We start from the raw sequence: 24,877 nt of genomic DNA, 5'->3' as shown, positions 1-24,877 counted from the left end.
TTCGCCGCCGTCTCCCGAGCTGCGACGTCGCAATCCGTCGAACCCTTCTAGTACGCGCCGGGGGCGACGCCGGAAACGGCGTCGCCCCCTTTGATAGGTCTGCCCCAAGCAGCTTCCGTGAGAGGCCAACGAGGAGCTTACGACAATGACACTACCAGTGAGCCCTCGTCGGCAGCCACACCCGCCCTTTGGGTATGACCTAAATACGCGGAATGAATTGCGACGCACCATCTCACCCGAGCGATTCGGAACTTATGAGAGGCTTGCGGACGGCGACGAACTGGCCGCCTTTTACCTCTATACCCTCAACGCGGCGTTGGGTTCAGCCTTTCACGGCCCGCTTCAAGCCCTCGAAGTCGCGCTTCGAAATTCGGTGCACGCACTCATGACGGCTGCGGAAGGACGTGCTTGGTACGACACGGCTCCGCTTCACGAGACACAGAGGGCCGCGATTCGTGGGGCGAGGCAGGCGTTGCGCCGCGAGCGAAAGCCTGAAACTCCGGGCGGAATTATTGCCAGCACCAACCTGGGATTCTGGGTTGGCTTATTCGCAAAGCGCTACGACGCCTCGCTATGGCGTCCGGTGTTGCATCGCGCGTTCGACCCAACACCAGCACGTCGGCGCGTCCACGGCCAGCTTGATCGAGTGCGTACATTGCGGAATCGCATCGCACACCACGAACCGATCGTCCAGCGGAATCTCCGTGCGGATTATGAAACCATCTTGTGGTTGCTCGACTTGTTGTCATCTGTGAAGGCCGCTTGGGTCAGGCACTACAGCCGTGTTCCGGACATTCTCCGAGCTTCGAACACCACCTTGCACCGCTTTTAGGACTCTTGACGCGGGAAGCCGGGGTCTCGGCCTCGAGCCATCTGCCACATGTGAGGAATTGAACGTCGCACGACGGAAGAGGAATCACCCGATCAGGCGGGCGCGTAGCTGCGGCCTTCGGCGTCTAGGGCTGCTTGGAGTCGGGGCGAGGGTGCTGAGAGATACACGTCGGCGCCGAGGTGGAGAGCCGCTGCGAGCACTTCGATTCCCCCCACGTTGAGCTGGTGACGCTGGCGGAGCCGCCCGATCAGCGGCCCCAGCTCTCCCAGGCTGACCAGACCAATGCCGGTCGGCAGTTCCACGAGTGCCTCGGTGGCACGCCGGCGCAAGTTCTCGGGCAGTGCGGCGAAGGGCGCAGACAGCGCTCCCGCACGCTCGGCTGCATTAAGAACGGCCTGGCACAGCCTTACGTACCAATGGCCAGTGGTGAACACGGGCTCGTCGGGCCGCGGTGGATCGTCGCCGCGCAGGATCGCTCCGAGGAGTTGGTCGTCGACGATCTGGGTCACCAGCCCTGGCTCAACTTCTCTGGGCCGGCTTCACTCGCTTGCAAGGTCGGGGTCACCGAAGCCGGCTCGTGCAGCTTCCCACTCGGATTCGCCCACAAGGCCAAGAATTTCGCCGCGCATCGACTCGACGCCACCCGGAACTAGCAGGACGGCGCCGCCGATATCGAGGAAACCCACCCGGCCGCCTTCGTCGAGGCCCCAGCGATGGCGTGCTGCCGCGGGAAGGCTCATTTGACCCCTGGAAGACACCTTGAGATCACCTGCGTCGGGTATGACGATGAGTTTACAAGGCAAAATTACCAATCACCTTGTAAACGGCTGACCTCGGGAAGCCGCTTGCTCGGACGGCTAGCGTCTCGCAGATGGCTGAGGCAACCGTGAGTGAGCGGCGTGAGATCGATCCGGACCGGCTGGGCAAGTTCGCCTTCCAGGTGTGGTCCTACAAGATGGGCGAAATGGTGTCGTCGATGCTGCACATCGGCGACGAACTCGGGCTGTTCGGGGCGCTGGCCGACACTCAGCCAGCCACGAGTCACGATGTCGCCGAGGCGACCGGTCTCAACGAGCGGCTCGTGCGCGAGTGGCTGTACGGGGTCGCAGCGGCCCGCCTGGTCACGCACGACGACGGCGCATTCTCGATGTCCCCAGAGGCTGAAGCACTGCTGGTCGACGAAGAGGGCTCATTGCACTTCGCCATGGGTGCATTCCGTGGCGGCCTCGGCGACTCGGCACAGGACCTGATCATCGAGTCGTTCCGCACGGGAATCGGCATGACCTACGAGCAGCAGGGCCCCCGGGCGGCTGCGGGCCTGGCCCGCACCACCGGCCCGTTCAGCCGTCAGAACCTCACCTCGGTCATCCTGTCCGGCCTTGACGGCGTCGTCGCAAAGCTCGAACGCGGCGCCAAGGTGCTCGACGTGGGCTGCGGCGCCGGTGTCTCGGCATGTCTGATCGCCGAGAAATGGCCGAACACCGAAGTGGTCGGCTTCGACCCTTCGGCCATCGCCGTTGAACAGGCCCGAGTGCGCGCCGAGGAGGCCGGTCTCGAGAACGCGACGTTCGTGGAGGCGGGAGCGGCCGACGCCCCCGACACCGGCGACTTCGACCTGGCGCTGACCTTCGATTGCCTGCACGACATGCCCCGGCCCGACATCGCGCTCGAGGCGATCCGGGGCGCGCTTGCGCCCGACGGCACGCTGCTCATCAAGGACATTCGCTCCAGGGGCGATTTCTCCCAAGACCAGCGCAACCCGATGCTGGCCATGTTCTATGGGTTCTCGATCACCAGCTGCCTTCAGTCGGCGCTCAGCGAGCCCGGCGGCATGGGACTTGGCACGCTCGGCCTCTATCCGGACAAGGCGCGTGAGCTGACGGCGGCTGCCGGGTTCACAGGCTTCGAACAGCACGACTTCAGCGACGCCGCAAACCTGTACTACGAAGTCCGGCCCTGAGGTTCTCTCGATCCGAGTCGGTGGCGGGAACTGCCGATCGGCACCACCGCGGTGAGGATCTCGGCCTCCAGGTATTGCCGGTGGCTGACGTCGCTCGCATAGTGCCGCAGCAGCCGCAGCGCTGCGTCACGCTCGATCGTTGTCTCCATGGTCTCGGCTTCGGGCTCGGCAAGCAGCGCGATGCGTTCCTCGAGGTTCTGCCCTTCGCTCGGAGCGCTCAAGAACTCCAGCACTGTCCCGGAACGGTCCATCCTCATGGTCACTCGCACTCGCCGCCGGGTCGTCGCCAAACCTGAAGAAGCCTGCTCGCTGAGGACGGCGAGCGCTTCCTCTGCTGCAGCTTCGAGTCTCGCCACGCTCTCGGCATCGCGCCGCCGCCTGGCCGCAAAGTTGGCCACGAACTGCGTCAGCTCAGCCGTGCTGCGAGCACTGACTTCGATTTCGAGACTCGCACGACGTCCGGCGAAGCTGTTCGCGACTGCCGCGATGACCAACACCAAGCTCCCAGCCGTGAGGCCGTTCTGAGTCACGGCGTCCCACACGGCCCCCGCAGGCAGCGACAGCACACCGAATTCGACGCACAGACCCACGACGATGGGTGCCACCATCACCAAGGCCTCTCGAAGGCTGCGCAAGCGTTGCACCGAGCCGATCACCACCCGCAGGACCAGGGGAACCAGTGCGACGATGACGTAGGCGGCCAAGATCGGGCGCGGCACAGCCACCGCAATGGCTCTCAGCTTGGGAACAAATGCGGCGAGCAGAAAGAAGCAGCCCGCGATAGCGCCCATGCGACGCGACGCGCACCGCGTCTGGTGAATGAAGGCGGGACCGACGCCCGCGATCGTCACCGCTAAAGCACCCCCGGCACCCGCGAGCATCGTCCCAAGGCCCGTGCGCCAGTTGGCACGCTGGACCTCCCTGAAATCCAGAGTGCGTCGGGTCCGCCACGAGACCATCTGGGTATTCGACGAGATGCCCTGCATGCGAACGAGGATTGCGAACGACACGATGAGGAACGACGGCAGCATCGACAAGAACGTCTCGTAGTCGATGTCCCAGCCCGGGCTGGCGCCGACATCGCCGAACCCGAGCCACGCAGCGTCAGCCACGAGATCGAAGTCGTAGGCGCCGAGGGCGGCTGCCACGCCAAGTCCCACTGCCAAACCCATCGCCGGGGCCCAGATGCGCCACGATCTCGGTCCCCAGATCGCTATGAGCATGATCGTCGCAGCGGTCCCGACAATGCTGACCGGCACGAACCAATCGAGTCGCTGCTCCATCGAGCTTCCGGCATCTGCGAGCACCGGCACCAAAGAGGCGAATGCCAGGATCAAGACCGTGCCACGCACCTGCGGCGTCACCAGCCGACGCAGGTACGACAGCCTCAGTCCGATCACAACCTGGAACAGTCCCGAGACGACGACCAGCGCTGCCAGCGTGGCGGGCCCGCCGCTCGCCAGCGCCAGGATGCAGAACGGCAGGCTGACCAAGTCGACAGTGGCCACGTAGAGGCCGTCGCTGCGCAGGCGCCCCAGGCGCACCGTCAGCAACAGCGTCGTGACACCGCACGCGACCATGGAGACGACGACTGCGCGTGCAGCTACCGCGTGTGTCTCGCCGGCAAGCTGGCTCACCAGCGCCGGCAGGATTGCCAACGGAACGACCATCAGCAACGAAAGCTGGACGGCGACACCCGCGGCGATGCGACCGGTCGGAGTTTCATCCGGCTCATAGGTCGGTGCCAGCGGGGCACCACCCGCAGTCACACAAGAAGACCTTAGTAATGAATGAAATTCATTGCCGAGGCCGCCCTGCCGCAATGGACTCTCTGGCCCAGGAGGTCACGACAGGGTGAACCTCTTAGATTGTTGCCTTGGCCGGCGGGCGCGCCAACCCGCTGCAGTTGCGTACACCTGCCGGCATTTCCGCCTGCGAACGGGGAGTTGTCCATGGCTGTTCACGCGAGTACTCCGATCGAGTTGATCGAAGGGGTGTACGCCGGCCTGGCAGATGCCGTGTCATTCGGGCGTGAGCGGCTGGGGCGAGCGCTCACACTGTCAGAGAAGATCCTCATCGCGCACCTGTCAAGCCGTGAGCAGTCCCTTGAGCGCGCCGTCTCCTATGTCGACCTGGCGCCGGATCGTGTCGCCATGCAGGACGCCACCGCGCAGATGGCGTGGCTGCAGTTCATGACTGCAGGGCTCGACGAGGTAGCGGTGCCCACCACGACGCACTGCGACCACCTGATCCAGGCTCGCGAGGACGGCAAGCGCGACCTGCTGGCTGCCACGGAGAACAACGAAGAGGTGTACGACTTCCTCGAAAGCGTCTGCGCCCGCTACGGCGCAGGGTTCTGGAAGCCCGGCAGCGGCATCATCCACCAGGTCGTGCTGGAGCAGTACGCCTTCCCCGGCGGGATGATGATCGGCACCGACAGCCACACCCCCAACGCAGGCGGGCTGGGCATGATCGCCGTGGGCGTCGGCGGCGCGGATGCTGTGGACGTGATGACCGGCTTTCCGTGGAACGTGCGCTGGCCCAAGGTGATCGGCGTGAAGCTCACCGGCGAGCTGTCCGGCTGGAGCGCGCCCAAAGACGTGATCTTGAAGGTGGCCGAGATCCTCACGGTGTCCGGCGGCACTGGCGCCATCGTGGAGTACTTCGGGCCCGGCGCCGAGTCGCTGAGCGCCACTGGCAAAGGGACTATCTGCAATATGGGCGCTGAGATCGGCGCCACCACGTCCCTGTTCGGCTACGACGCTGCGATGTTCCGCTACCTGGCAGCAACCGGGCGTGAGGCGGTCGCCGCCGCGGCCGATGCAGTCGCCGATCACCTACGCCCCGATGACGCCGCCATGGCCGATCCGGAGGCCCACTACGACCAGGTCATCGAGATCGACCTGTCCCAGCTGCGCCCCCACATCAACGGCCCCCACACGCCCGATCTCGCCCGCGAGGTGTCCGCGCTGGGCGCGGAGGCCCGCACCCAGGGCTGGCCGCTCGACATCAGCGCAGCACTCATCGGCAGCTGCACCAACTCGAGCTACGAGGACATCACCCGGGCGGCATCGATCGCCCGTGACGCTGCCGCGAAGGGCCTGCGGGCACGGACACAGCTGCTCGTGACTCCCGGTTCGGAACAGGTGCGCGCCACCATCGAGCGTGACGGCCTGCTTGCCGACTTCGAAGCGCTGGGCGCCACCGTGCTGGCAAACGCCTGCGGACCCTGCATCGGCCAGTGGGACCGCTCCGGCGACGAGGCCTATGTCCCGGGCCAAGCCAACGTGATCGTCACCTCGTACAACCGCAACTTCCCCAAGCGCAACGACGGCGACGCCGCGACGTTGGCGTTTGTGACCTCGCCCGAGACCGTCATGGCGCTGGCGCTGGCGGGAACGCTCGACTTCGACCCGGTTCACGGCGTGCTGCACACCGATTCCGGCGAGCCGGTCTCGCTGCCGACTCCGGTGGGCGTCGAGCTGCCGCCCGCCGGCTTCGACCCAGGCGAGAGCGGCTTTGTGGCCCCGCCCACGGATCGGACCGGCGTGGATGTGCACGTCTCGCCGAGCTCGGATCGCCTGCAGGTGCTGGCGCCGTTCGAGGCGTGGGACGGCAACGACTACGAAGACCTGCCCGTGCTGGTCAAGGCTCAGGGCAAGTTCACCACCGACCACATCTCGATGGCCGGTCCGTGGCTTCGCTACCGAGGTCACCTCGAGAATATCTCGGGGAACCTGTACCTGGGCGCGGTGAATGCCTTTGAGGGCTACGACGTGGGCCACGGCAAGAATCAGCTGACCGGCGAGACGCAGCCGTATCCCGAGATCGCGAAGGCATACCACGAAGCCGGCGTGAACTGGGTGGTGATCGGCGACGAGAACATGGGCGAAGGATCGAGCCGCGAGCACGCCGCGATGGAGCCTCGCTTCCGGGGAGGCCTCGTTGCGCTGTGCCGCAGTTTCGCCCGCATCCACGAGACCAACCTGAAGAAGCAGGGCATGCTGCCGCTCACGTTCGCCGACCCGACCGACTACGACCGCATCGGCGAGGGCGATCGGATCTCGGTGCGGGGCCTTGCCGACCTGGCGCCAGGACGGACCGTCACGGTCGAGGTGCGCAAGCCGTCGGGCGAGACAATCTCATTCGAGACCAACCACACCTTCAGTGCCGAACAGGTGAAGTGGTTCAGGGCCGGCTCGGCACTCAACATCATCCGGGCCTAGCTCTAGTCGGGCTCGGCACCGCCGGCTGGGCACCTCCGTCTGGGCACTGGTGGATCGGCACGGCTGGAGCACTTCTCGGCCACGGCGCGAGGAAGCCGGCCCGGGGGGAGGGCCGGCTTCTTCGCTGAGGTCTCTGGGCGTGGGTGACGCTTGGACCTGTTGCCGGTGGGAGCAGGGCTTCCGATCCGGCGCTCGTCCGCCTGGGTGGGGGGGACACCGTGCGGCGGTGCGATATGTCGAGCGATTTGGTGTAACCGCTCAAGAACAAATTAGCTCTGGCTTTGTTATCGGGCCAGCAGTTAGCGCAGATAGTTTCAATCTCTTTGAGAGATAGGCAGCCGTAACACGTTAGTGTGGCTGAATGGACCTGAAGTACCTCGATGCGCTGTCTGCAGTTGCTGCTCATGGCCGCTTCTCGGCAGCCGCACGAGCGCTGCACACCGTGCAGTCCAACGTGTCGAGCCATATTGCGAAACTCGAGGAAGAGCTGGGCGCGGTGCTCGTGGATCGAGCAGTGGGGTCCTTGACGCCCGAGGGCGAGGTGGTGCTGGCACGCATCAAGCGCATCAACGGCGAGATTGCCTCCATGCGAGCCGACGTGGCGTCGATGACGTCCCATGTCACCGGCGACGTCCATCTCGGCATCATCGGGACCCCCGGCAGGTGGCTGTTACCGCCGTTTCTGGACGAGTTGCGCCGGCGCCACCCTGATGTCGACGCCACGGTGGTCGACTCCACCACGCTTGCGCTGACACGCCTGCTCGAAGGCGGCGAACTCGACCTCGCCGTGGTGAATGCCCCGGTCGACCACGAGGAGCTGGTCACCACGCCCCTGTTCGCCGAGGAATTCGTCGTCATCGCTCCCACCGGTCACGCACTGGCGGCGCTCGGCGACCGCGAGGTGGGCTTCGCGGAACTCGAACAGCACGAGATGCTGCTCGGTCCGCCCGGTTCTGCGATGCGCATGCTCATCGACTCGGTCGCGGCTCGGCACGGTGTCACGCTGCGGACCTTGGCGCAGCTCGACGGCATTCGGCTGACCGCCACACTGGCCTTTCAGGGCTATGGGCCGGCCATCGTGCCAATCACCTCGATCCCGGTCTGGACCGACCGAGGCGACTGGAGCGTGCTCACCGTTGCAGGCCTGCCTCCCCGCCAGGTCGCGCTGGCCATCCGCCGCCGTGGCATGCTCTCGGCGCCGGCGGCTGCAGCCCGCGATGTGCTCCGCTCGGTGATGCGCAGCGTGTCCCGTCGCATCCCTGGCGTCACTGCTGCGTGAGCCTTGGGGCGTCCGGCCAGCCTGATCCACGACACAACCCGGTGGGGGCATAGCCTCACGGCAGTGGACCTGCAGCTGCGCGCCGGCGCAAGTGGACATGTCACCGCTGGCATCGTCGCCCTCGACGGGCGCTCGGCCATGCTCATCTCCGCCGACAGTCCTCGCCGGCGCGGCGCCCTCGCGCCAGCCGACAGCGAGACCATCGTCGCCGGCCTTCACACAGCGCTCGCAAAGCGCCTGCCTGTGGTCCTCATGCTGTCCTCCAGCGGGGCCGACGCGAACTACGGCGTCGCTGCGTTGCACGGCTGGGGCGAGGCCGCACGGGTCCTCGTGCGGTGCTCGGGCGTGGTCCCGATCCTGGCCGGAGTCACGGGACAGGCCATCTCGGGCATCGCGCTGCTGATCGGGCTGTCCGACATCGTCGTGATGTCCGAGGATGCGTACGCCTTTGTGAGCGGCCCCGTCCCGGTGCGCGAGATGACCGGTGTGGCGATCGGGCCTGACGAGCTGGGGGGCGCCTCGATCCATGCCAGCGCTTCGGGGACAGCATCCGCAGTCACCCCGGCCGGCGAGGTGCTCGACGTGCTGACCGAGATGCTCGGCTACCTGCCCTCGCACTGCGACGAGTTGCCGCCGCTCATAGAGACCAGCGACCCGCGCGATCGGCCGACACCCGAAGCGGGCGACCTGCTTCCTTCCCAGCCGACGGGCGCCTACGACGTCCGCGACATCATCGCCGAGCTCATCGACGACGGCTGCTTCGTCGAGTTGAGAGCGGCCTGGGCGCCGAACTTGGTGACGGGCTTCGCTTCGATGGGTGGCTACGCCGTGGGCGTGCTGGCGAACCAGCCGATGAGCATCGCGGGAACGCTGGACATAGCCGCAAGCCAGAAGGGGGCCCGCTTCGTCAACTTCTGCGACGCCTTCGGCCTGCCGCTGATCACCTTGGTGGACACGCCGGGCTTCTACCCCGGCAAAGACCTCGAGTGGCGCGGGATGATCCGCCACGGTGCCCAGCTGGCCTTCGCCTATGCACGTGCCACCGTGCCACGTGTCGCTGTCGTGCTGCGCAAGTCGTACGGCGGCGCATACATCGTCATGGACTCCAAGACGATGGGCAACGACGTGTACCTGGCGTGGCCGAGCGCCGAACTCGCCGTGATGGGTGCTTCCCAAGCGGCCCAGATCCTTCGCCGCGGCGCAGATGAGGGCGAGGTCGCCGAATACGTCTCCGATTATGAGGACACGTATCTGAACCCGTATGTCGCTGCCGAGCGGGGCTACGTCGACAACGTCATCGACCCCGCAGTCACACGCCGGGAGCTCATCGACACGCTCGACATGCTGGCCACCAAGCGCGAACGGCTATGCCATCGCCGCCACGACAACTCTCCGCTGTGAGCCTGCCGCCCGAATTCGTGCAGCCGCAACAATCGCAGAAAGGCCTCCAATTGGGTACATTCGGCGACGCGAACGAGGGGGACTGATGGCAGAGGACAGCTTCACGATCACCGACAACCGCACGGGACAGTCGGTGACCGCTCCCGTGGTCGACGGCACGATCTCCGCGGCCGCGTTGCGCGAGCTGGACCGGGGTCTGTGGTTCTACGACCCGGCCTACCTCTCGACAGCCAACTGCGACTCCAAGATCACCTACATCGACGGGGATGAGGGAATCCTGCGCTACCGGGGCTACCCAATCGAGCAGCTGGCCGAGCAGTCCAGCTTCCTCGAGGTTGCCTATTTGATCATTCACGGCGAGCTTCCCACCGAGGCCGAGGCAGCCGAGTGGGTCCACCACATCACGTTCCACACCTACGTGCACGAAGACATCACCCGCTTCATCAAGGGCTTCCGCTACGACGCCCACCCGATGGGCACCCTGGTGTCGACGATCGCCGCGCTGTCCACCTTCTACCCCGAGGCGAAGGACATCGACGATCCGTATACGCGGCTGGTGCAGATCATCCGGCTGATGGCCAAGATGCCGACGATGGCGGCGTTCACCTACCGCAACCGGATGGGGCTGCCGTACGAGTACCCGGTGAATCACCTGAGCTACACGGCCAACTTCCTGCGGATGATGTGGAGCGTGGCCGACCCCGACTACGAACCCGACCCGACGCTGACGCGGGCGCTGGACTTGCTGTTCATCCTGCATGCGGATCACGAGCAGAACTGCTCGACCACCACGATGCGCACGGTCGGCTCCACCCGTGCCGATCCGTTCTCGGCGGTGGCGGCTGCCACCTGCGGCCTGTACGGACCGCTGCACGGCGGTGCAAATGAGCAGGTCATCCGGATGCTGCACGAGATCGGCGACTTCGACAACGTGCCCGCCTACGTCGAGCGGGCGAAATCCGGCGACGTGCTGCTGCAGGGATTCGGCCACCGCGTCTACAAGAACTACGACCCGCGGGCAAAGATCGTCAAGGAGACCGCCGACGCGGTGTTCAAGGTGACCGGGCTGAATCCGCTGCTGGACATCGCCATGAAGCTCGAGGAGGTCGCGCTCAGCGACTCGTACTTCAGGGACCGCCGGTTGTACCCGAACGTGGACTTCTACTCGGGGCTCATCTATGAGGCGATGGGCTTCCCGATGGACATGTTCACGGTGCTGTTCGCTATCGGGCGGACGCCGGGGTGGTTGGCGCACTGGGTGGAGATGCTCGGCGATCCCGAGCAGAAGATCTACCGGCCCCGCCAGAAGTACACGGGTCATGGCGAGCGCGACTACGTGCCGATCGAGGCCCGGTAGCCCTCAGCTGCGCCTGATCGGCGCTAGCTCACATCCAGCAGGATCTTGCCCACGTTTGCGTTGGTTGCCATGTAGTTGTGCGCCTCGGCGATGTCGTCGAGGGCAAAGCGAGAGTCGATGACCGGCCGCAGCGAGCCGTCGTCGAATCGGGGCAGCAGCTCGGCGCAGAACCGCTGGTTGGCATCGATCTTCTGCTCGATGGGCCGTGAGCGCAGCACGGTGCCGATAAGCGCCGCCCGCTTCGGCAGCAGCGCGCCAAGCGGGAACGTGGCCATCGGCGCACCCATGACGCCGACCTGGATGATGCGTCCCTGGATGCGCACCGACGCGATGTTGCGGGCCAAGTAGTCGCCGCCGATGACGTCGAGGACGACGTCGACGCCACGGCCGCCGGTCCACTCCTTGACCGCCTCGGCAAAGTCGGCCCCGGTGTAGTCGACGACGAGATCCGCTCCGAGGTCGGTGCACGCCGCCACCTTGGAGGTCGAGCAGGTGACCGCGATGCGGGCGCCGATGGCCTTGGCAATCTGGATGGCAGCGGTGCCCACGCCCGACGCCCCGGCGTGCACCAGCGCCGTGCCGCCCGAGGCCAGCCCGCCCTGAGTCATCAGCGCATCGTGCGCCGTCATGAACACCTCCGGGATGGCGGCGGCATCGCGCAGCGTCACCGAGGCGGGGATGCGTTGCAGCATGCGCTCATGGGTCACGACCTGCTCGGCCTTGGCGCCACCCGAGGTGATCCCCATGACCTCGTCGCCGACGGACCACCCGGTGACGAGCCCGCCCAGCGCCGCGATGGTCCCGGCGAACTCCAGGCCCGGAATCTCGATGTCGGGCTTGCGACCCGGAGCGGGGTAGAGGCCCATCCGTTGGAGAAGGTCGGCCCGGTTCATGGCCGTACAGGCCACGTCCACCAGCACTTCGTCGGGTCCGGGCACCGGCGCGGGCACGTCTCGCACCTCGAGCACATCGACACCGCCGTATTCGGGAATCACCACTGCACGCATGAGCGGCGACGGTAGCCCGCCGGTGGTTAGCCTGCGAGCCCGTGCGTACCGATGCCGTCGTAGTGCTGGAGGGTGCGAGGAACTGCCGCGATGTGGGCGGCTATCGCGCAGCGAGCGATCGACGGGTACGGACAGGGGCGCTGTTCCGCTCCGATCGGCTGAGCGCGCTGACCGACGACGACCTCTTCGAGCTGGGCAGCCGCGGCATCCGCACGGTGGTGGACTTCCGTGCAGGACCGGAGATCGAGCGGGACCGCTCCCGTTTGTGGCCCGGCGTGACCTCCCATTTTTCGTTGCCGGTCGGCGACACGGTGGACGGCGACATCAGCTTGGTGGATCAGATCCTCGAAGGCCGGCTGCGGTCGGTCTCCGAGGGCGACATGGCCGAGCTCTATCTGAGGATGATCAGCACCTACGGCGAGCGGTTCGCTCAGTTCGTGACGATTGCGGCCGACGTGGACCATCTCCCGATGCTGTTCCACTGCACCGCCGGCAAGGACCGCAGCGGCATCGCATCGGCGCTGCTGCTGGAAGCGCTCGGTGTGAACCGTGACATCGTGCTCGACGACTACTGCCTGTCGAACGAGCTGCGGTCTCACCAGCGCATCAAGGAGCTGACACCGCAATTCGCGCAGATCGGCATCCCGATCGACAACGTACGGGCGATTCTCAGCGCCCCTCGTGGGGTGTTGGCGTCAGTCCTGGCAGAGCTCGACGATCGGTTCGGGCGTGCGGGAAGCAATGGCACGCATGGGGGTGCCGAGGGATATCTGCTGGCCCACGGTCTCGACCCCGAAGCACTCGAGATGCTGCGAGCGAATCTGCTGATCTAGTTGCCTTCATAGGACCATTGGCCGAAACTGGCCGCCATGTTGTGTGGAATGCATCCGGCGGAGACCTCATGAAGTCTCGACAGGTCTTCGCAGCCGCGGCAGGCGCCCTGCTATTCCTTGCCGCCTGTTCGAGCGATGAATCCGATCCATCCACGAACGAGATCGTGGACCAGCTGCACCGCAATGCCGCCGAGTTCGAATACGCCATCGGCGGCCACGGCGGAACGCTCACACTCGCGACGATCTCCGAGCCGTTGACGTTCAACCTGGAATTGTCGAACGATGCCGGTTCTTCAGGCGTGCTGGGCTACCTGTTCGAGGGCCTGACCGAGACGTCATGGCTGACCGACGAGGTGGAGCCGCTGCTCGCTGAGTCCTGGGAGCACTCTGACGACGGCTTGCGGTGGATGTTTCACCTGCGTGACGACGTCCTGTGGCACGACGGGACTCCATTCACCGCCCACGACGTGGACTTCACGTTCAACCAGGTCATCTACAGCGACGACTTCAACGCATCGAGCCGCGCCACCTTCGAGTTCCGCTACTTGAACCCTGACACCGAGCAGTGGGAGCAATCGGAGATGACAGTGGCGGCACTTGACGACCACACCGTCGAGTTCGTCCTGCCGCAGCCGTTCGCACCGTTCCTGCGCTCAATGGGAACCGCCATCTATCCCAAGCACATCCTGGAGGGCCCCATCGAGGCCGGAGCGTTCGAGGAGTTCTGGGACATCGACACGGACCCGGCTGAGGTCATCGGCACAGGACCGTTCACCATCGGCGAATACTCACCGGGCGAGCGCATCGTCTATGAGCGGAACCCTCACTACTGGCTCACCGATGACGACGGCTCGCCGCTGCCCTATCTCGACCGGGTCGTGGAGATCATCGTTGCTGACTTCGATGCCGAGCTCGCTCTGTTCCGCGACGGCACCACCGACTTCCACGGCGTGCTGGGCGAGGAATACGCGCTGCTGGAGCCGCTGGCCCAGGATGAGAACTTCAAACTTCATCGCCGCGGTCCCGGCTTCGGCACGACTTTCCTGACCTTCAACCAGAACCCGAGGTCGAATGAGGCCGGCGAGCCGTACGTCGATCCGGTGAGGCGGCGCTGGTTCGAAACAACGGAGTTCCGCCAGGCGGTGGCGCACACGATGGACAAGGCCGCCATAATCGACGGCGTCCAACACGGCCTGGGCTACCCGCAGTGGTCCTCGGTGAGTCCCGCCGCCGGCGATTTCCACAATCCCGACGTGCGCCGCTATGGGTACAACCTCAACCGGGCGAACGTGATTCTCGACAACTTGGGCTGGCTCGACAGCGATAGCGATGGCATCCGCGAAGACGATCTCGGCAACCCGATCTCGTTCACGCTCATCACGAACGACGGCAACAGTGTGCGGGCTGATGTGACCCAGATCGTCGCCGAAGGGATGGTGGCGCTAGGGCTCGATGTGGAGTTCCGCTTGGTGAACTTCGGCGACCTAGTGACGCAGCTGACCACCACTTATGACTGGGAGGCCATGGTGATCGGCTTCACCGGCGGTCCTGATCCCTACAGCGGCATCGGGCTGTGGCACAGCGGTGAGTCATTGCACTTGTGGCATCCGAACCAGGTTGAGCCTGCAACCGATTGGGAGGCTGAGATCGACGAGCTGTACATCGAGGCCAGCACTGAGCTCGACCACGACAAGCGGCTGGAGCTGTACCGGAAGGCACAAGCCATTGCTGTAGAGAGCGTTCCGCTGATCTACACCACGCTGGGCGAGCGTTTGGGCGCCGTGCGCTACGTGTTCGGCAACGAGACGCCGACGCTCTACGGCTATTGGGATCTGCGCTACCTGTACCGAACTGATCTGTAAGAGGTCACAGCCAGCCTCTACTGTCCTGCCGATGGATTACCGCTGGCCCTCGGAGCTAACTGATCTGGCTGATGAGGCGGCCGCGTGGGTGCGCCAAGCCACGGCGGATCTGTTCACGATCGACGATGGCTGGCTGGTCGGCTACTCCGACGAGTTCACGCTGCGGCTGGGTGAGCGCGGCTGGATAGGGATGTGCTGGCCGACGTCGGCCGGGGGCGACGGGCGGCCCGAGGTCGAGCGGTTCGTGGTGACCGAGCAGCTGCTGCTGGGCGGTGCACCGATGGCCAGCTCGTTCTTTCCCGACCGCCAGATTGGTCCCGTGCTGCTCGCCTATGGCACGCCGCAACAGCAGGCCAGGTTCCTGCCCGAGATGCGTGCGGGACGCTCTCGCTGGTGCATCGGGATGTCCGAGCCTGATGCGGGTTCCGACGTGGCCGCCATCGGGACCACGGCGGTGCGTGATGGCGACCGGTTCATCGTGAACGGCCAGAAGATCTGGACGAGCGGCGCAGCCACGGCGAACTGGTGCTACCTGATCTGCCGGACCGATCCCGATGCACCGCCGCACAAGGGCATGAGCGAGCTGATCGTGCCGATGGACAGCCCCGGCATCGAGGTGCGGCCGATCCGGGATGCCTCCGGCGATGCGCATTTCAACGAGGTGTTCTTCGACGAGGTGGCGGTGTCCGTCGAGAACCTGGTGGGCGAGCTGAACAACAGCTTTTCCCAGACAATGCGCCAGCTTGAGCACGAGCGGGGCGGGATCGATCGGCTGGCCTCGAACCAGCGGCTGTACCTGGACATGAAGCCGAGAGCCGACACGTCGGACCCGCTTGTCCGCCAGCACATGGCCCGCATTGAGACGGGCTACCGCATCGGGCGCGACATGGTGCTGCGCAACGTGCTGCGCCAAACGCCGTTCCCGCAGTACTCGGCGGTCACCAAGACGTGGTGCACCGAGTTCGAGCAGCAGGTCTCCCGCTTCGTGGGTGATGTGGCCGGGCCGGAGACGATGCTTGCGAACCGGGTGTCGCGCAACGTGACCTATGCGCCCGCCTACACGATCATGGGCGGCACCACTCAGATCCTGCGCAACATCATCGGTGAGCGCATTCTGCGTTTGCCCCGCGAGCCCCGTGTGCCCCGCGGCTAGGGGGACGCAACCCGTCTAGGGGGCGGTGACCCGTCTAGGGGGCGAAGCGCCAGGTGCTGGGCTCGTCGGTTGCCTCGATGTGGCCGGCGGTGCGCCCGGCGAAGTGAGTGCCGATGACGAGCCGTCCGTCGGACCACCGGGGAAAGGCCTCGAGCCGGGTGGCGGTCGAGGTGCCATCGGCGGAGTAGTCGGCACTGGAGGCCAGATCGGGATGGGCGAACTGGAGCGGGTGGTGGATCATGTCGCCCGTAATGACCGCCTGCTCCCCTGCCGACTGGACGATCACGCTGGCGTGGCCTGGGGTGTGGCCAGGCGTCGATTCCAACCAGACCTCGTCGTTGATGCGGTGGTCGGGAGCGACGAGATCTGCGAGCCCGGCGTCCATGACCGGCTGCACCGAGTCCTCGAAGACCGGGCCGAAGTCCTGCGGCTCCGTTCGCCAGTAGTCGTATTCGGCCTGCACGAACAGGTATCGAGCGTTACCGAAGGTCGGTACCCATGCGCCGTCGACAAGCCGGGTGTTCCAGCCGACGTGATCGACGTGCAGATGGGTGCAGACAACGACGTCGATTGTCTCGGGGGCGAAGCCGACTGCGTTGAGATCTTCCAGAAACGGCGTGGAGAGCTTCTCGAACGGCGGCGCACCGGGGCGTGACTTGTCGTTGCCGACGCACGTGTCGACGATGATCCGCATGCCCGCCGATTCGATGACCAACGAGTGCATCGACAGACGCATGCGGCCGTCATCGGTCACGAAATCGGGGCGCAGCCAGTCGTAATCGTCGATGAGGTCCTCAGCTCCGGGCAGCAGGATGCCGAAGGGCCAATGCACCTCGAGCTCGGCGATACGGGTGATGCGGGCATCGCCCACGGTCCAGCTGATGGGGGTCGATTTGTCGACGGTCGGCATCGTCGGCTCTCCTGGTGGGGTGTGCGCGCGGTTTCGCGGGCGGGCACGCCACACTATTGCGACGCAATGCCCTGCCGCCGGGGACAAGCCAGTAACCGGACAACCATTTCAACTGCCGGTAAGGGCCGACTCGATCTGAACATGGACGACACTCAGACCCAGCGATCGGATGCCGGAACACCGGAAGCCGAGACCGTAAACATCGACGCCTCGCCCTCCGGCGCCGCCGGGCAGGGTTCCGAACGTGGCGAGCGCTTCCGCGACGCCGCGATCGAAGCCGAACTCGCAACCGGCGAGCGCGAGCCGACCCGGCAGAAAGCCTGGCGAAACTCGGTCATCCGCCTGGCCCGGATTGGACTCGGACTTGGCGTGGTGGTGCTCGGCATCATCCTGATGCCGCTGCCCGGACCGGGAATGCTGGTGGTCGCCGTGGGTCTGGCGATCCTGGCCCGTGACGTGGCCTGGGCGGATCGCCTGTTGCGCAAGGTGCGCGAGCGTCTGCCGTCGGACGCCGAAGGCAAGCTGCCTCGCTCAACCGTCATCACGATGATCCTGCTGGCATTGGCGGGCATCGCCCTGTCGATCTGGCTGACCGTGGGCGACATCAATCCGATCGAAGTGGCGCTGTTCTGGCGCGACTGAGCTTGAGCGGCCGGGCAGGAAGCGCCGGTCGACTCAATGAATATGCACCGGGGTGGAGACCTCGCTGAAGAAGTCGTTGCCCTTGTCGTCGACCACGATGAACGCGGGAAAGTCCTCCACCTCGATCTGCCAGACGGCTTCCATGCCCAGCTCGGGGTATTCGAGGACCTCGACCTTGCGGATCGAGTCCTTGGCAAGCCGAGCGGCTGGACCGCCGATGGAGCCGAGGTGGAAACCGCCGTAGCGGGCGCACGCCTCGGTGACCTGGCGGGACCGGTTGCCCTTGGCGAGCATGACGAGGCTGCCGCCGGCTGCCTGGAACTGCTCGACGTAGGAGTCCATGCGCCCGGCGGTAGTGGGACCGAACGAGCCTGAGGCGTAACCCTCGGGAGTCTTGGCGGGCCCGGCGTAGTACACGGGACGATCGCGCAGGTAGTCAGGCAGGCCGTCGCCGGCGTCGAGACGCTCCTTCAGCTTCGCGTGGGCGATGTCGCGGGCAACCACCAGCGTGCCGGTCAGCGACAGCCTGGTCTTGACAGGGTGCTGGGTGAGCTGGTTGAGGATGGCGTCCATCGGCTGGCTCAAGTCGATCGGCACGACGGCGCTCGACAGCTGCTGCTCCTCGGTGGAAGGCAGGAAGCGGGCTGGGTCGGTCTCGAGCTGTTCGAGGAAGATGCCGTCCGCGGTGATCCGCCCGAGCGCTTGGCGGTCGGCGGAGCACGACACTGCGATTGCCACGGGGCAGCTGGCGCCGTGGCGGGGCAGGCGCACCACCCGCACGTCGTGGCAGAAGTACTTGCCGCCGAACTGCGCCCCGATGCCGAACTCGCGGGTGAGCTCCAGGATGCGCTGCTCCCACTCGAGGTCGCGGAAGCCGTGCCCGGCCTCGCTGCCTGCCGTGGGCAGGGTGTCGAGGTACTTGGCCGAGGCGTACTTGGCCACCTTGACGGCAAACTCCGCCGACGTGCCGCCGATGACGACAGCAAGGTGGTACGGCGGGCAGGCGGAGGTGCCCAACGTGCGCAAGGTGGTGTCGAGGAAGCGGGGGAGACTCTCAGGATTGAGCAGCGCCTTGGATTCTTGGAACAGGAAGCTCTTGTTGGCCGAGCCTCCCCCCTTGGCCATGAAGACCAGCTCGTACTCGTCTCCCGGCGAGGCGTAGATCTCGATCTGGGCAGGCAGATTGTTGCCGGTGTTGACCTCGGTGAACATGTCGAGCGGGGCGAGCTGCGAGTAGCGCAGATTTGACGTGAGGAAGGTGTCGGCCACTCCTTGGGAGATGGCTTCGGCGTCGTCGAAGTCGGGTTCGTCGTCGGTGCCGGTGAGCACACGCTCGCCCTTGTGGCCCCAGATGATCGCCGTGCCGGTGTCCTGGCAGCTGGGCAGCACTCCCCCAGCGGCGATGTTGGCGTTCTTGAGCAATTCGAGGGCCACGAACCGGTCGTTGGCCGACGCTTCGGGATCGTCCAGGATTGCAGCGAACGCTGCCAGGTGGTCGGTGCGAAACAGGTGAGCGATGTCGCGCATGGCCTCGGCGGTGAGCAGCCGCAGTGCCTCGGGTTCGACCTGCAGGAAACGTCGACCTGCAACCGTGATGGTCGAGACGTGATCCGAGGTCAGGTGCCGGTAGGTCACATCGGCGGGACCGGTGGGAAGCAGTTCCACGTGGGAGTACTTGCTCATCACTTCATGCTAGGGAGGCGGGCATGCTGGCGCGCCGCAGGCTCGCACCGCCAGAATGTGGCTGTGGCAAGCGTCGAGTCGATCAATGCGATCACCTTGCGGACCCCCGACATGTCGGCATCGGTCCGCTTCTATCTGGCCTTGGGTTTCCGGCTCAGCTACGGCGGCGACGATGCACCGTTCAGCACCCTGCGCAGCGGCGGGTGTTTCGTGAACCTGATCGCCGTGGACAGCCCGTCCGAAGCCGAGACCGGTTGGGGCCGGGCGATCTTCCACGTGGACGACCCCGATGAGCTCTACCAGCAAGCGCTCGACGCAGGCCTGGAACCGCAGGCCCCACCGCGCGATGCGCCCTGGGGCGAGCGCATGTTCCCGATCTTCGATCCCGCCGGCCACGACCTGAGCTTCGCCAAGCGCATCCGCTCCTACGAGGTCGACCACCCGGAACTCTGATCACGACGTCTGGAGACAATTCGCAGACGCTGCGCACCTGCCGGATGTGCCGGCGCACGGGAGCCGCGGCGTACCGTCAGGGCGTGAGCGAGGGGCTGTTCGAGGCTGCGGGAAGGGAGCGCCTGACCCGCCAAGCCCCGCTCGCTGCCCGGCTGCGACCCGCAACGCTCGACGAGATCGTGGGTCAGGACCACCTGCTCGCTCCTGGCCGGCCGCTGCGGGAGCTGATCGAGGCCGATCGCCTGTCGTCGGTAATCCTGTGGGGACCTCCCGGCACCGGCAAGACCACGCTGGCACGCGTGGTCGCCTCCAGCACTGCCAAAGAGTTCTGCGAGCTGTCGGCCGTCAGCGCCACCGTCAAGGACGTCCGCGAGATCATTGCCGAGGCCCGGCTGCGAATCGGGGAACTCGGCAGGGGCACGATCCTTTTCTTGGACGAAGTGCACCGATTCAACAAGGCCCAGCAGGATGCGCTGCTGCCTGCGGTCGAGGACGGCCTGATCGTGCTGATCGGCGCCACTACCGAGAACCCCCACTTCGAGGTAAACCCACCGCTGCTGTCACGCTCGACGCTGTTCCGCCTGGTGCCGCTCGACGACGCTGCGCTGCGCACGCTGATCGACCGGGCCCTGGCGGCCGAGGGCGCGACCGCCGACGATGACGCCGTCGACCACATCGCGGCCCGCAGCGGCGGCGACGGCCGACACGCCCTCACGAGCACCGAGGTTGCTGTCGCTCTCGCGTCTCGCCGTCAAGCTGCCGTGGCCGCCGGCTCCGCCGACACGCCTCGAGCCGACACGTCTGCAGCCGATACGTCACACGACACGTCACGCCTGCGCGTGACCCTGGGTGACGCAGAGCATGCTGTCGACGCCAAGGCCGTCCGCTATGGCGCCAATGGCCATTACGACACCATCAGCGCATTCATCAAGTCGCTCCGCGGCTCGGATCCCGACGCAGGCCTGTACTGGCTGGCCCGCATGCTCGACGCCGGCGAGGACCCGCGATTCATCGCCCGCCGCATGGTCATCCTGGCGTCCGAGGACATCGGCATGGCCGACAGCACAGCCCTGCTCGTGGCCGAAGCCGCAGCCCGCGCCGTCGAGTACGTCGGGCTGCCCGAAGCACAGCTGAACCTGGCCCACGCAGTCGTGCGTCTCGCCACTGCGCCCAAGTCGAACCGGGTGACCGTGGCACTTGGCCGAGCGAAGGCCGACGCTCGAACCGCAGGAGCGGGCGAGGTGCCCATCCACCTGCGCGACGCCCACTATCAGGGCGCAGCATCGCTCGGCCACGGTGACGGCTACCAGTACCCGCACGATGATCCGACCGGCTGGGTGCCCCAGCAGTACCGGCCCAACGAAGTCGCCTCCAACGTCTACTGGGAACCCTCCGAACACGGCCGCGAACGCGACCTGCGGGGTCCACGCGACACCGACAGCGACGAGCAGCACGGTACTCACTGAGCACCGTCGAGGCTGCGACGGCGTCTCGACGGCAGCCAGCCTCGGCGCACCGGCACGCCCCGGTTCAACCGGCAGGGGGGCCACGGGCCGTGGTTGAATGACAGGGACGGCGGGGGCACGACGACATGCCCCTGACCCTTGTGCGGGGGTGTGACATGCGCGCAGGTGCGGCAATGCTGGGGTTGGCCGAGGTGCCCATCGTCAGCTACGGCGACGTCGAAGACGAGATGGTCGCCTACCGGGCCGCAGGCACCGAGCGAGCCATGCAACTCGGCAATCGCGGGCCGATCCGCTTCACCGACGACGGTCGGCTGCATCCCGAGATCGCCGAGGCGTACTCGCGCTGCGGCTTCTACATCTTCACTGGGGTGCTCGGCCCTGATGAGCTGGCCGACATCGAGGCCGACGTGATCGACATGCTGGACCGCTGCCCCACCGCACCCGACGTGACTACCGACCGTCACGGACGGCCCGCTCTCGGCGCCGGCCACCAGGGCCGAGCCGTCTCGTTCGTCCGCCCGCTGACCGACCCCTACGGCGGCACCGACGTGGCTCACGGCCGTCACCCCTTCAAGATGATTGAGCCCGCCGCCCCCGACGAAGCGCCTGAGTGGGTGGTGCAGGTCATCAGCGGCTCGCTGCAATTCTCCGAAGCCTGCTTGCGGGTGTACGCGCACCCTGGCCTGCTCGGCGTCGCGCAGGCGCTGAACGGAACCGACTTCACGCCGTTCAACGAGGTCGTGTGGATCAAGCAGCCCGGCCTCGGCGGCTCGGTGGCGTGGCACCAGGACGGCTGGACCCATTGGGACCATCCCGAGCTTGACGAGGGCACGCACGGCTTCAACTTCATGGCCCAGCTATACGGCTGCGATGCCACGAACGGCCTGTGGGTCGTGCCGGGCTCAAATCGCATGGGCAAGGTGGACATCAAGGCCATGTGCCTGGCCGCCGGCTCAGATCGGCTCGGTGACGCGGTCCCGATGGTGTGCGACCCAGGCGACATCGCGATCACCAGCCGTCAGGCCATCCACGGCTCGTTCGCGAACACCTCCGAACGGTCGCGGGTCACCATCAACTTCGGCTTCCACCGGCGCCGCTCGGTGCACGGGGTGCGCAGCGGCGGTGTCCACAACCCGATCTCGCTCTACGACGACGCGTACATCGCCGAGCGGTCCCGGGTGATCGGCTGGGCGATCGATGCCCGAGCCAAGCGCTTCGGGGACGAAACGCCGTTCGTCTATGCGCCCAACGTGGGCCGCGAGCACGAATTCGTCTGGGACGACGCCGCCCGTGAGGCCATCAAGGACTACAACCTGAAGGACCTCGGCATCTAGCCCCGAGCCCGAACCGGCCGCAGCGGTCTGTTGCGGCGCGCCGAGATCAGCCCTCGAGCGGGATGACCGCGCTGGGTCCGATGCGCAGCGTCACGTTGGTTCCGACGGACGGGCCATGGGGCGTGATGGCGTCCAGCGTGGTCGTCGTCCCGCCCACGTCCGCTTTAAGCCGCAGCTCGTAGCGATCACCCCGGAACCGGCACCGGGCCACTGCGGCCGGCAGCTGCACAACTCGACCATCGCTGGTGTCGGACCCGTCGTTGTCGGCAGCGGCGACCTCGACGCGGTCGGCACGCAGGACGAAGGCCTGGCCTCGACCGGCAGCGTCGGCAAGCACCGGCGGTACCTCGTCGTCGAACACATTGGTGTGGCCGAGAAACCGGGCAACCGGCGCCGTGCGAGGATCGGTCCACACCTCTTCGGGAGTGCCGATACGCAGCAGCCGCCCGGTTGCCATCACGGCGATGCGGTCTGCCAAGGCAAACGCTTCGTGATGGTCGTGGGTGACGTGCACGGCGGTGACGCCCACCTGGTCGAGCACCGGCCGCAGCTCATTGATGAGCCGCTCACGCAGCAACCGATCCAGCGAGCCGAATGGCTCGTCGAGCAGCAGCACCCTCGGTTCGGGGGCGAGCGCCCGCGCCAGCGAGACTCGCTGTGCTTCTCCGCCTGACAACGTCGCCACGTTGCGGCCTTCGAAACCCGCCAAGCCGACCAGTTCGAGCACCTCGGCGACCCGCCGGCGCCGTTCAGCAAGGGGCACCTTGGCCATGCGCAGCCCGAACGCCACGTTGCCCTCGACGTCGTAGTGAGGAAACAGCACCTCGTCTTGGAACATCAAGCCGATGCCGCGTTGGTCGGGGCGCCGGCCGGTGAGGTCCCGGCCGTCGAGCTCGATCCGCCCGGCATCGAGCGGCTGCAGGCCCGCAGCAGCGCGCAGCAGCGTGGTCTTTCCGCAGCCCGAAGGGCCGAGCAGCACCACCATTTCGCCGTCCCCGACAGCCAGGTCCACCCCGTCGAGCGCCTTCGTTCCGTCGAAGTGAACGTGGGCGCCGGTGATGCGCAGCGTCCCGCCGCCGGTTCCCGTCGTGGCCACGACCCTGACGCTACGCACTCCGCAGGTGTCGCCGGTCCGGGATTTCTGCAGCTGTCTCGCCGTCCGCGCTGGCTCCGTGAGCGGGCGCAGACGATCCTGACGCAGACTGAGGGGCAACGGAGCGTGCCACGAGAGGATCGGGACATGGCGGATCGGCTGAGCGGACGAACGGCGCTGGTAACAGGGGCGAGTCGAGGCATCGGCGAGCACTGCGCCCGGGCGCTGGCAGCCGACGGGGCACGGGTGGCGCTGGCCGCCCGTGCGACCGATGACCTCGAGCGGCTCGGCGCCGAGCTGCCTCACGATCCGGTGGTGATCCGCAGCGACCTGAGCGAAGTTGGCGCCTCAGCGGAGTTGGCTGCTGCAGCGGTCGAGGCGCTCGGCGGCGTCGACATCCTGGTGAACAACGCTGGCCGGGGCGAGTTGCGTGAACCTGGCGGCGATCAGGCCGTGCTGCAGCTGAACTACCTGGCGCCGCTCGAGACCACCCGGGCACTCGCCCGCCAGATGGGCGAGCGAGGACATGGCTCGGTCATACACATGTCGTCGATTGCTGGCTCGGTCGGCGTGAGCGAACTGCCCACCTACGGGGCAACGAAGGCTGCCCTCGACTCGCTCACCCGCTCGCAAGCGGCCACCTACGGCCGCTTCGGCATCCGGGTGAACGCTGTGGCCCCGGGCCTCATCATCACCGAAATGTGGGAGGCCGGCCGCGAGATCCCCGGCCTTGCCGACGGCCTCGAACGCCATATCGCCCTCGGCCGCTGGGGCGTGCCCGAAGAGATTGCCGACGTGGTCGCCTTTCTCGCCAGCGATGAGGCCCGCTACATCACCGGCCAGACCATCACCGTCGACGGCGGCTACCAAGGCGTCACCGCCTGGGCGAATTACCCCGCCCCCGGCCCGTAGCGATCAAGAACTCGCACCGCCGCCCTGCCGGCTCGCAGCCCTTGGGTTGACGAACTACGGCAGCACCCTGAACGCTCGACGCCCCTCGGGTCCGTACCTGTAGATCCGGTAGTGCTCGTCGAACGACAGCGCATCGGAGATGCCGAGTCGTTCCATCAGTGCCCAGCTCGTCCGGTCGGTCAAAGAGAACCCTTGATCACCGAACCGTTGTCTGATCACCTCGGCAGCTTGGAGATCGTTATCGATGGTGCACTCGACTCGAGCGCGTGAAGCCTGAATCGCGTTCACCGCTTGGTTCGCTGCGGCATAGTGGGTTCTTGCGTTCACAAGGTTCCACAACTCGGTGAGCACATGATCGCTGGTGACGAGTGAGACTTCATGCTCGGCGAGAAGCGAACGAGCCAAGTCCCTGTCGGCATCGCTGTCGTTGAGTGCCGCGTACCAAACGTTGGTGTCGACAAACACCGCCATCCT

22 protein-coding genes are annotated in these 24,877 nt (G+C 66.3%); 14 read left to right on the top strand and 8 right to left on the bottom strand.

The window, feature by feature from the left end; translation table 11 throughout:
• Nucleotides 1–217 precede the first annotated feature (217 nt).
• Entirely contained in the window at nt 218–832 is a 615-nt protein-coding gene (locus ACOQPH_RS02640; RefSeq protein ID WP_420623204.1) for a hypothetical protein, read from the top strand.
• Between the two features lie 92 nt (nt 833–924).
• On the opposite strand, the gene ACOQPH_RS02635 is transcribed toward ACOQPH_RS02640, so the two are convergent.
• Both ACOQPH_RS02635 and ACOQPH_RS02630 read right to left on the bottom strand, forming a co-directional pair.
• Entirely contained in the window at nt 925–1,341 is a 417-nt protein-coding gene (locus tag ACOQPH_RS02635; protein ID WP_420623203.1) for a hypothetical protein, read from the bottom strand.
• Nucleotides 1,342–1,371: 30 nt separating this feature from the next.
• Complete coding sequence (locus ACOQPH_RS02630) at nt 1,372–1,572, bottom strand: hypothetical protein (RefSeq protein ID WP_420623202.1); 201 nt, start codon at nt 1,570–1,572, stop codon at nt 1,372–1,374.
• Nucleotides 1,573–1,703: 131 nt separating this feature from the next.
• On the opposite strand from ACOQPH_RS02630, the gene ACOQPH_RS02625 reads away from it, so the two are divergent.
• Complete coding sequence (locus tag ACOQPH_RS02625) at nt 1,704–2,792, top strand: class I SAM-dependent methyltransferase (RefSeq protein WP_420623201.1); 1,089 nt, start codon at nt 1,704–1,706, stop codon at nt 2,790–2,792.
• Here ACOQPH_RS02625 and ACOQPH_RS02620 read toward each other — a convergent pair.
• A complete protein-coding gene (locus tag ACOQPH_RS02620; RefSeq protein WP_420623200.1) occupies nt 2,774–4,561 on the bottom strand; it encodes a solute carrier family 23 protein in 1,788 nt (595 codons plus the stop codon). The two genes, ACOQPH_RS02625 and ACOQPH_RS02620, sit on opposite strands and share 19 nt — an antisense overlap.
• 183 nt (nt 4,562–4,744) lie before the next feature.
• Between ACOQPH_RS02620 and ACOQPH_RS02615 the strand changes: the two genes are divergently transcribed.
• The 4 genes from ACOQPH_RS02615 (at nt 4,745) to ACOQPH_RS02600 (ending at nt 11,055) form a co-directional block, all read left to right on the top strand.
• Nucleotides 4,745–7,018 (top strand): aconitate hydratase, encoded by a 2,274-nt coding sequence (locus ACOQPH_RS02615; RefSeq protein WP_420623199.1) that lies wholly within the window; start codon nt 4,745–4,747, stop codon nt 7,016–7,018.
• 361 nt (nt 7,019–7,379) lie between these two features.
• A complete protein-coding gene (locus tag ACOQPH_RS02610; protein ID WP_419552537.1) occupies nt 7,380–8,297 on the top strand; it encodes a LysR family transcriptional regulator in 918 nt (305 codons plus the stop codon).
• Nucleotides 8,298–8,360: 63 nt separating this feature from the next.
• Nucleotides 8,361–9,698: an acyl-CoA carboxylase subunit beta gene (locus tag ACOQPH_RS02605; RefSeq protein ID WP_420623198.1), complete on the top strand. Its 1,338-nt coding sequence runs from the start codon at nt 8,361–8,363 to the stop codon at nt 9,696–9,698.
• Between the two features lie 85 nt (nt 9,699–9,783).
• Nucleotides 9,784–11,055, top strand: a complete 1,272-nt coding sequence (locus tag ACOQPH_RS02600; protein WP_420623197.1) for a citrate synthase — start codon at nt 9,784–9,786, stop codon at nt 11,053–11,055.
• Nucleotides 11,056–11,078: 23 nt separating this feature from the next.
• On the opposite strand, the gene ACOQPH_RS02595 is transcribed toward ACOQPH_RS02600, so the two are convergent.
• Nucleotides 11,079–12,062, bottom strand: coding sequence for an NAD(P)H-quinone oxidoreductase (locus ACOQPH_RS02595; RefSeq protein ID WP_419552526.1), 984 nt, complete (start codon nt 12,060–12,062; stop codon nt 11,079–11,081).
• A 41-nt stretch (nt 12,063–12,103) separates the two neighbouring features.
• Here ACOQPH_RS02595 and ACOQPH_RS02590 point away from each other — a divergent pair, with 41 nt between their 5' ends.
• The 3 genes from ACOQPH_RS02590 to ACOQPH_RS02580 all read left to right on the top strand — a co-directional run bounded on the left by ACOQPH_RS02590 (nt 12,104) and on the right by ACOQPH_RS02580 (nt 15,910).
• Complete coding sequence (locus tag ACOQPH_RS02590) at nt 12,104–12,895, top strand: tyrosine-protein phosphatase (RefSeq protein WP_420623196.1); 792 nt, start codon at nt 12,104–12,106, stop codon at nt 12,893–12,895.
• A gap of 68 nt (nt 12,896–12,963) precedes the next feature.
• Nucleotides 12,964–14,757, top strand: coding sequence for an ABC transporter substrate-binding protein (locus ACOQPH_RS02585; RefSeq protein WP_420623195.1), 1,794 nt, complete (start codon nt 12,964–12,966; stop codon nt 14,755–14,757).
• A gap of 31 nt (nt 14,758–14,788) precedes the next feature.
• The gene (locus ACOQPH_RS02580; RefSeq protein ID WP_420623194.1) at nt 14,789–15,910 is read left to right on the top strand and encodes an acyl-CoA dehydrogenase family protein; all 1,122 of its coding nucleotides are present in this window, start codon (nt 14,789–14,791) and stop codon (nt 15,908–15,910) included.
• Between the two features lie 34 nt (nt 15,911–15,944).
• On the opposite strand, the gene ACOQPH_RS02575 is transcribed toward ACOQPH_RS02580, so the two are convergent.
• Nucleotides 15,945–16,820 carry an MBL fold metallo-hydrolase gene (locus ACOQPH_RS02575; protein WP_420623193.1) on the bottom strand — a complete coding sequence of 292 codons (876 nt, stop codon included), beginning with the start codon at nt 16,818–16,820 and terminating at the stop codon, nt 15,945–15,947.
• Between the two features lie 141 nt (nt 16,821–16,961).
• Between ACOQPH_RS02575 and ACOQPH_RS02570 the strand changes: the two genes are divergently transcribed.
• The gene (locus tag ACOQPH_RS02570) at nt 16,962–17,462 is read left to right on the top strand and encodes a PGPGW domain-containing protein (RefSeq protein ID WP_420623192.1); all 501 of its coding nucleotides are present in this window, start codon (nt 16,962–16,964) and stop codon (nt 17,460–17,462) included.
• Between the two features lie 33 nt (nt 17,463–17,495).
• Here ACOQPH_RS02570 and ACOQPH_RS02565 read toward each other — a convergent pair whose 3' ends face one another.
• Complete coding sequence (locus ACOQPH_RS02565; protein WP_420623191.1) at nt 17,496–19,145, bottom strand: fumarate hydratase; 1,650 nt, start codon at nt 19,143–19,145, stop codon at nt 17,496–17,498.
• Between the two features lie 63 nt (nt 19,146–19,208).
• On the opposite strand from ACOQPH_RS02565, the gene ACOQPH_RS02560 reads away from it, so the two are divergent.
• From ACOQPH_RS02560 to ACOQPH_RS02550, 3 genes are all read left to right on the top strand, one after another.
• Nucleotides 19,209–19,598 carry a VOC family protein gene (locus ACOQPH_RS02560; protein WP_420623190.1) on the top strand — a complete coding sequence of 130 codons (390 nt, stop codon included), beginning with the start codon at nt 19,209–19,211 and terminating at the stop codon, nt 19,596–19,598.
• Nucleotides 19,599–19,681: 83 nt separating this feature from the next.
• Complete coding sequence (locus ACOQPH_RS02555) at nt 19,682–21,064, top strand: replication-associated recombination protein A (protein WP_420623189.1); 1,383 nt, start codon at nt 19,682–19,684, stop codon at nt 21,062–21,064.
• Between the two features lie 155 nt (nt 21,065–21,219).
• Nucleotides 21,220–22,398 carry a phytanoyl-CoA dioxygenase family protein gene (locus ACOQPH_RS02550; protein ID WP_420623188.1) on the top strand — a complete coding sequence of 393 codons (1,179 nt, stop codon included), beginning with the start codon at nt 21,220–21,222 and terminating at the stop codon, nt 22,396–22,398.
• 46 nt (nt 22,399–22,444) lie between these two features.
• Here the strand turns inward: ACOQPH_RS02550 and ACOQPH_RS02545 are convergent, their stop codons facing one another.
• Nucleotides 22,445–23,494, bottom strand: coding sequence for an ABC transporter ATP-binding protein (locus ACOQPH_RS02545; protein WP_420623187.1), 1,050 nt, complete (start codon nt 23,492–23,494; stop codon nt 22,445–22,447).
• A 144-nt stretch (nt 23,495–23,638) separates the two neighbouring features.
• Here ACOQPH_RS02545 and ACOQPH_RS02540 point away from each other — a divergent pair, with 144 nt between their 5' ends.
• Nucleotides 23,639–24,403, top strand: a complete 765-nt coding sequence (locus ACOQPH_RS02540) for an SDR family NAD(P)-dependent oxidoreductase (RefSeq protein ID WP_420623186.1) — start codon at nt 23,639–23,641, stop codon at nt 24,401–24,403.
• A 54-nt stretch (nt 24,404–24,457) separates the two neighbouring features.
• On the opposite strand, the gene ACOQPH_RS02535 is transcribed toward ACOQPH_RS02540, so the two are convergent.
• On the bottom strand, nt 24,458–24,868 hold the full coding sequence (locus tag ACOQPH_RS02535) for a type II toxin-antitoxin system VapC family toxin (RefSeq protein WP_420623185.1): 411 nt from the start codon (nt 24,866–24,868) through the stop codon (nt 24,458–24,460).
• Nucleotides 24,869–24,877: the final 9 nt, after the last annotated feature.

This window comes from Candidatus Poriferisodalis sp., from assembly GCF_965221945.1.
Lineage (GTDB): Bacteria > Actinomycetota > Acidimicrobiia > Acidimicrobiales > Poriferisodalaceae > Poriferisodalis.
This window is presented reverse-complemented; position numbering and strand designations above follow the sequence as displayed.

Bases quoted from the DNA above. Each gene is read 5' to 3' on its own strand.
- ACOQPH_RS02540 (WP_420623186.1), top strand. From the start codon at position 23,639: ATGGCGGATCGGCTGAGCGGACGAACGGCGCTGGTAACAGGGGCGAGT.
- ACOQPH_RS02575 (WP_420623193.1), bottom strand. From the start codon at position 16,820: ATGCCGACCGTCGACAAATCGACCCCCATCAGCTGGACCGTGGGCGAT.
- ACOQPH_RS02580 (WP_420623194.1), top strand. From the start codon at position 14,789: ATGGATTACCGCTGGCCCTCGGAGCTAACTGATCTGGCTGATGAGGCG.
- ACOQPH_RS02600 (WP_420623197.1), top strand. From the start codon at position 9,784: ATGGCAGAGGACAGCTTCACGATCACCGACAACCGCACGGGACAGTCG.
- ACOQPH_RS02550 (WP_420623188.1), top strand. From the start codon at position 21,220: ATGCGCGCAGGTGCGGCAATGCTGGGGTTGGCCGAGGTGCCCATCGTC.
- ACOQPH_RS02615 (WP_420623199.1), top strand. From the start codon at position 4,745: ATGGCTGTTCACGCGAGTACTCCGATCGAGTTGATCGAAGGGGTGTAC.
- ACOQPH_RS02625 (WP_420623201.1), top strand. From the start codon at position 1,704: ATGGCTGAGGCAACCGTGAGTGAGCGGCGTGAGATCGATCCGGACCGG.
- ACOQPH_RS02565 (WP_420623191.1), bottom strand. From the start codon at position 19,145: ATGAGCAAGTACTCCCACGTGGAACTGCTTCCCACCGGTCCCGCCGAT.
- ACOQPH_RS02595 (WP_419552526.1), bottom strand. From the start codon at position 12,062: ATGCGTGCAGTGGTGATTCCCGAATACGGCGGTGTCGATGTGCTCGAG.
- ACOQPH_RS02630 (WP_420623202.1), bottom strand. From the start codon at position 1,572: ATGAGCCTTCCCGCGGCAGCACGCCATCGCTGGGGCCTCGACGAAGGC.
- ACOQPH_RS02570 (WP_420623192.1), top strand. From the start codon at position 16,962: ATGGACGACACTCAGACCCAGCGATCGGATGCCGGAACACCGGAAGCC.
- ACOQPH_RS02610 (WP_419552537.1), top strand. From the start codon at position 7,380: ATGGACCTGAAGTACCTCGATGCGCTGTCTGCAGTTGCTGCTCATGGC.
- ACOQPH_RS02585 (WP_420623195.1), top strand. From the start codon at position 12,964: ATGAAGTCTCGACAGGTCTTCGCAGCCGCGGCAGGCGCCCTGCTATTC.